Origin of the sequence: uncultured Olegusella sp., assembly GCF_947253395.1 — a bacterium.
GTDB lineage: Bacteria > Actinomycetota > Coriobacteriia > Coriobacteriales > Atopobiaceae > Olegusella.
Genome location: NZ_CAMXYY010000086.1, coordinates 1 through 5,954, shown reverse-complemented (window position 1 = coordinate 5,954; position 5,954 = coordinate 1). Strand labels below are relative to the sequence as shown.

Here is a 5,954-nt window from a genome sequence, read left to right as displayed (position 1 = left end):
AGGAGCTCTAGCATGATGATGCAAGCTCTGTGTGCGGAGGTTGATAAATTACATCGCGCACCCATCTGGATTGCCTACGTGACGCTACCTTTTATCGCGGCAGTTATCGGCACTTTCAATTACCAACAAAATTTAGGTCAACTTACGCCAGGCTGGGAAAATCTCTGGACGCAACATACTCTGTTTGAGTTCTACTTCTTTTTGCCTGCACTTGTAGGCGCGGGTTGCTCATGGCTTATGGGGCTCGAGCATGCGGGGTCAAATTGGAACCAATTACTTACGAGTCCCGTCGGTCCTTGGCGTATTATCGCCGCGAAGCTCGTGGTAGGCACAGTGATGCTGGGTGTCGCCCTTGCTGCGACAGGGGCGTTGTTCGTAGCCTGTGGGAAAGCAGTGGGTCTTGCTGCTTTGCCGTCCTGTGACTATATCGCCTATCTCCTACTCGCCTGGATCGGGGGCATAGCTATGGTGGCAGTGCAACTACTTGTGTCATTAGTCGTGCGCAGCTTTGCCGCACCAGTAGGAATAGCACTTGTAGGGAGCATCTCGGGTCTTTTGCTCTCGTCTAAGGGATGGGGACTGTGGTGGCCTTGGGCGCTTATGTCATTGGCATCAAACGCCAACGGACGAGGCACCCTAATGTCCGCCGAACTCGTGCAATTTGTGGGCATAGTTGCCCTCTTTTCCATTGCAGCATCCGTCCTCTGCGCTCTGATAATGTCACACGCGGCAGCAATATCTAAATAGGAGGACAAGACGAGAGAGCTGCAGCAATGCTCGGAGTAAAACACAACGATGCATAAGAAGTGATTGAGCTTATGGAGCAAAACGAAATCGGGGACAAGGGTATTAGGCAGTAATAATCTCTGGCATCATTGAAGCAAGTTTGGCCGAAAGAGGCTCTTGGCATTCATAGACCAGTCCTACTGCAGGACCTACGTGCACACCTATTACTGGACTTGCGGGAGTTACTATGACCTCTTTTCCGACAATAGGCTCAATACACTCCGTTGCCCATGCCTGCGCAACGTCTTTGGATCCGATGTAATGAACAGTGACATTTGCCAAGCCTTTTTCGTGGATATCATGCTTGAAGGTGTCGACGATCTTTTGCAAAGCTTTCTTTTGAGTTCGTACCTTTTTAAAGGTTGTTGCAATACCGTCTTGTACGGTGAGGATAGGGGAGATACGAAGCACATTACCGAGAAGTGCTGAAGCTCTTCCGATACGCCCGCCTTTTTCCAAAAACCTTAGGGATTCTGGTACAAACAAAAACCTTGTTGACAAAATAGTTTTTTTTGCAGCTTGGACACAATCCATCAGGCTGCCACCAGCATCTCTACAGGCGCAGGCAGAGATAACAGGCCAACCCAATTCCATGCAGTTAGTCATACTATCGATGAGCGCATAGTTAAATGAGGGATGTCTTTCGGATATTTCCCGCGCAGCCCTTATGACGCTTTCCAAAACCCCAGACATCTTAGCGCTAATGAAGATGCCCAAGACTTCTTTGCCCTCAACAGCAGCCTGCTCAAGTGCAGTTTCTACAGCGAGCGCAGAAGGCTGGCTTGAGGTGGGTATATCGTCAATCATCTCGTATATTTTTGAATAAAAGGCATCAAGATCCATCTCGCCTTCGCTGTAGCTAACACCACCATGGTTAACCGTCAGGTTGAGTAAGCAAATATCTAGTTTCTCTCTTAAAGCTTTTGGGATTGAAGACGTAGAGTCGGTGATGATGCGTATCATGGGCGTAAAACCTCTCGTATCTATAACACGGCAGACTCTGTTGTTGTGGCTCATTTTGATACTGAGAGATTTTAGATTCAAGCTCCTTTTTGCTTTGTTTGTTAGGGCGAAACGTACGTGTTTGACCAGTAGCGTAGGGTAAAACCTTCTTTTTCAGTTCGCTTTAGAGGTGCATTGTCCTTATTTGTCCCCATTACACATATGTGTTCAAAAAGTTAGTGACAGATTACTTTAATGAGATTATAGTTAGCCATGTATAACTATTGCTCTCGACGATAAGTCTGAGGAAAAGAGGTGTCTATGGCTGAAAAGGCAGCAAGAAACGCTGCGACTCAGCAGCAAAGCAAAAGCATTGCCCTTATGTTCAAATATGCAGGTAAGTATCGCTTTCTTACCTATCTAGGTGTGCTTTGTTCTGTATTGGCTATGGTATTGGGATTTGTTCCGTATATCTGTATTTGGCTTGTGGCACGTGACCTGATTGCGGTTGCTCCTAACTGGGCTAAAGCGACTCAGTTAGCTCACTATGGTTGGATAGCGTGCGCCTCTGCAATTGCCGGTATTTTGTTGTATTTTGCTGCGCTAATGTGCACACATGTAGCAGCTTTCCGTACGGCTTCTAATCTGCGTAAAGCTAGTGCACAGCACTTGATGCAGGTGCCTTTGGGCTACTTTGACACTCATGCATCAGGAGAAATCCGCCGCATCATTGATGGCTCGGTAGGATTGACCGAGGCTTTTTTGGCACATCAGCTTCCTGATGTAGGCGGTACCGCTGCATTGTTCATTGGCATGCTCATCCTCCTTTTTGTTTTTGATTGGCGCATGGGATTAACCTGTTTGTTGGATGCTGTGATTTCTATTGCCTGCGTTAGCATGATGATGGCGGGCAAGGGTATGAACTATATAAATGAATATCAAGCAGCCCTTGACCGTATGAATAAAGCAGCTACGGAATATGTTCGAGGCATTCCTGTCATCAAAGTTTTTCAGCAGACCATCTATAGTTTCAAAGCCTTCCATGAGGCTATCGAAGCATATAGCGATATTGCTCAAAGTTATGCAAACAATTTTTGTCGCGTGCCCCAAGCACTCAATCTTACTTTTATTGATGGCATAGTAGCGCTACTTGTACCAGCAGCGTTGATTTTGGCTCCAGGAGCAAAAGACCTGCCACACTTTTTGGCCGATTTTGCCTTCTATGCCATTTTCTCTGCGGTAGTCTCGACCGCTCTCCAACGCCTTATGTTTGCGGCAAATTTTACCATGCAGGCTAATAATGCAATGGAACGAATTTCAGCTGTACTCGAAGCTCCTGTATTACGTGATGCAGCAGTGATTGAGCATCCATCAGGTTCCTCCATTAGTTTTGAGCACGTGAGCTTTCGTTATGAAAACAGCAAAATTGATGCATTGAATGATTTGAGTTTTGCTATACCAGCAGGTTCAACTGTTGCCCTGGTGGGTCCTTCGGGTGGAGGTAAGACAACTGCTGCGTCGCTTGTCCCGCGTTTTTGGGATGTATCGGCAGGCAGAGTGTTGGTTGGCGGTGTAGATGTGCGCAATATTGCTCAGAGTGACTTGATGAATCAAGTTGCTTTTGTCTTCCAAAATAATCGCCTATTTAAAGGCAGCATTCTTGACAATGTTCGGGCTGCTCGTCCTGAGGCAAGTCGTGAAGAAGCTCTTGACGCTTTGCGTGCAGCTCAGTGTGATGACATTTTGCTTAAAATGCCAAATGGTGCTGATGAGCTTATTGGTCCTGGTGGCACCTATCTGTCTGGCGGTGAAGTCCAACGTATTGCGCTTGCGCGTGCAATTCTCAAAAACTCACCTATTGTGGTGCTCGATGAGGCAACCGCTTTTGCAGATCCAGAAAACGAAGCGCTTATCCAAAAGGCTCTCGCACGTCTTACAGAGGGTCGTACGGTTTTGATGGTGGCACATCGTCTTACTACCGTGCGCAATGCTGATCAAATTGTGGTACTTGATGGTGGCAAACTTGTTGAAAGTGGCAATCACGACGATTTACTTGCTGCAAATGGGCGTTACGCACATATGTGGGCGGACTATCAGCAGTCCATTAATTGGAAGATTCAATCCACTGGAAAGGAGGCATAAAAGATGTTGAATTTGCAAAAACGCTATGGCCTCTCTGCCCAAGGAGCAAAAAATATCCAGAAGGGCATCTGTTGGACAGTCATCGTAAATCTTGTAGTCATGGCAGGAATGTCTCTGTTTTATTTGGCAATGCGCGACTTGATGGCAGTAGTTACACAAGATGCGAGCATGCCTACACTGCTCCCTTATATCTTAGGCTGTCTTGTCTTTTTACTACTTTCGTTTGTTACGCATGTACAACAGTACATCAACACCTACGGTACGGTTTATGACGAGGTGTCGCACATCCGCATCTCGCTGGCCGAGCGCCTGCGTAAGCTGCCTCTGTCTTTCTTTGGCAGCCATGACCTTGCTGACCTTACCGAGACGATGATGTCTGATGTAGACAAGCTAGAGCACGTGTGGTCTCATGTATTGAGCTATCTGTACGGGTCGATTATCTCAACAGCTATCATCGCACTAGGTCTTTTTGTCTTTGATTGGCGCCTTAGTCTGGCTGCACTTTGGTCGGTGCCCCTAGCATTCGTATTACTCTTTGGCTCACAGTCTTGGTGGAAGTCGTTGCAGGACCAAGCTCGCATGAAGTCGCTTGAAGTTTCAGACGGTATGCAAGAGATGCTCGATAACGCTCGTGAGATTCATGCAACCAATCAAATTGACGCCTATCTTTCGCAACTAAACTCAAAGATTGATTGTGCGGAATCAACAATGCAGAAGGCAGAGTTTGTCGGTGGACTTTTTATCAATAGTGCTGCCGTGATTTTGCGCCTGGGTATTGCAACGACGATTTTGGTTGGTGCATATCTCATCAGCACAGGCGCGATTGACTTCTTGACATTTTTCATGTTTTTGCTGGTTATATCACGTATTTATGCACCGTTTGACCAGTCATTTGCGCTCATTTTTGAGCTCATCCTGAGCAAGCTTTCCTCTGCTCGTCTCAATCGCTTTTTTGATGAGCCGCTTGCAACGGGCAGTGAGGATTTCCAGCCTGCAAATCACAACATTAGCTTTGAGAAAGTTGGGTTTGATTATGGTACAGGTACCGAAAAAGTGCTTGAAGAGGTGAGTTTTATAGCACGTGAGGATGAAGTTACCGCGTTGGTAGGCCCTTCTGGTTCGGGCAAGTCTACCTGTGCGCGCTTAGTGGCTCGTCTTTGGGATGCAAATGCGGGCGCCGTGCGTATTGGTGGTGTTGACGTAACAGAGGTTGATCCCGAGACGCTCTATGGGCATATATCGATTGTGTTTCAGGACGTTATGCTCTTTGATAACAGTGTGATGGAAAATATACGTATTGGTCGTCGCGATGCGAGTGATGCAGAAGTGCTTGCTGCGGCAGCAGCAGCTAACTGTGATGAGTTTGTTGAGCGTATGCCTGATGGCTATCAGACCTTGATTGGTGAAAATGGCAGTCGCTTATCAGGTGGTGAGCGTCAGCGTATTTCTATTGCACGCGCGATGCTTAAACGAGCGCCAATTATTTTGCTTGATGAGGCAACGGCATCGCTTGATGTGGAAAACGAGACCAAGGTGCAAAAGGCCTTGTCTAGATTATTGGAAGGCAAAACCACTCTTGTTATTGCTCATCGTATGCGTACTATTTCTAGAGCTGACAAGATTGTGGTGCTTGAGGATGGTCAGGTAATTGAGCAGGGCAGTCCTGCAGACTTGCTCGCGCATGATGGAAAATTTGCCCATATGGTTCAGTTGCAAAACCAAAGTGAGGCTTGGGCATTGTAAAGAATCTCAATAAGCAGATCCTGGCACGCTGAGTTGAGTTCTGTTGATGGACTCAACTCAGCTTTGCGAGAGATCTTGCAGCCAAGCTGAGCAAGTGCCTTAAAGCAGACGATGAGGCTATAGGTACGGTTCACCGGTTTTTTATATATAAGTATCTTATTTGTTGTGGCTATGATCATGCTCATGCTCGTCATGTGCATGATGATGCTCATGTCGCAATTCAGCATGTTTTTGCCATAGGGCAGGCACAAAGGTTTCGCGCAGACCCGAGCGCAAAAGCTCTTCTCCGATAAAAACGCAACGCGTTTCTTCTTGGGTATCTTCGACACCAGAAATAGCCC

The 5,954-nt window shown here is 46.9% G+C and carries 4 protein-coding genes and 1 pseudogene; 3 read left to right on the top strand and 2 right to left on the bottom strand.

The features are described 5' to 3' along the window. Positions 1–747, top strand: a 747-nt coding sequence (locus Q0X25_RS06725) for an ABC transporter permease (protein ID WP_298580322.1), incomplete at its 5' end; no start/stop codon positions are given. Positions 748–849: 102 nt separating this feature from the next. Here the strand turns inward: Q0X25_RS06725 and Q0X25_RS06720 are convergent. Beyond that, a complete protein-coding gene (locus Q0X25_RS06720; RefSeq protein ID WP_298580319.1) occupies positions 850–1,749 on the bottom strand; it encodes a DegV family protein in 900 nt (299 codons plus the stop codon). A gap of 300 nt (positions 1,750–2,049) precedes the next feature. On the opposite strand from Q0X25_RS06720, the gene Q0X25_RS06715 reads away from it, so the two are divergent. Continuing rightward, positions 2,050–3,870, top strand: a complete 1,821-nt coding sequence (locus Q0X25_RS06715) for an ABC transporter ATP-binding protein (RefSeq protein ID WP_298580316.1) — start codon at positions 2,050–2,052, stop codon at positions 3,868–3,870. 3 nt (positions 3,871–3,873) lie between these two features. Beyond that, positions 3,874–5,613, top strand: coding sequence for an ABC transporter ATP-binding protein (locus Q0X25_RS06710; RefSeq protein ID WP_298580314.1), 1,740 nt, complete (start codon positions 3,874–3,876; stop codon positions 5,611–5,613). Between the two features lie 156 nt (positions 5,614–5,769). On the opposite strand, the pseudogene Q0X25_RS06705 reads toward Q0X25_RS06710, so the two are convergent. After that, a pseudogene (locus Q0X25_RS06705) lies at positions 5,770–5,954 on the bottom strand (GTP-binding protein); the annotation flags it as partial.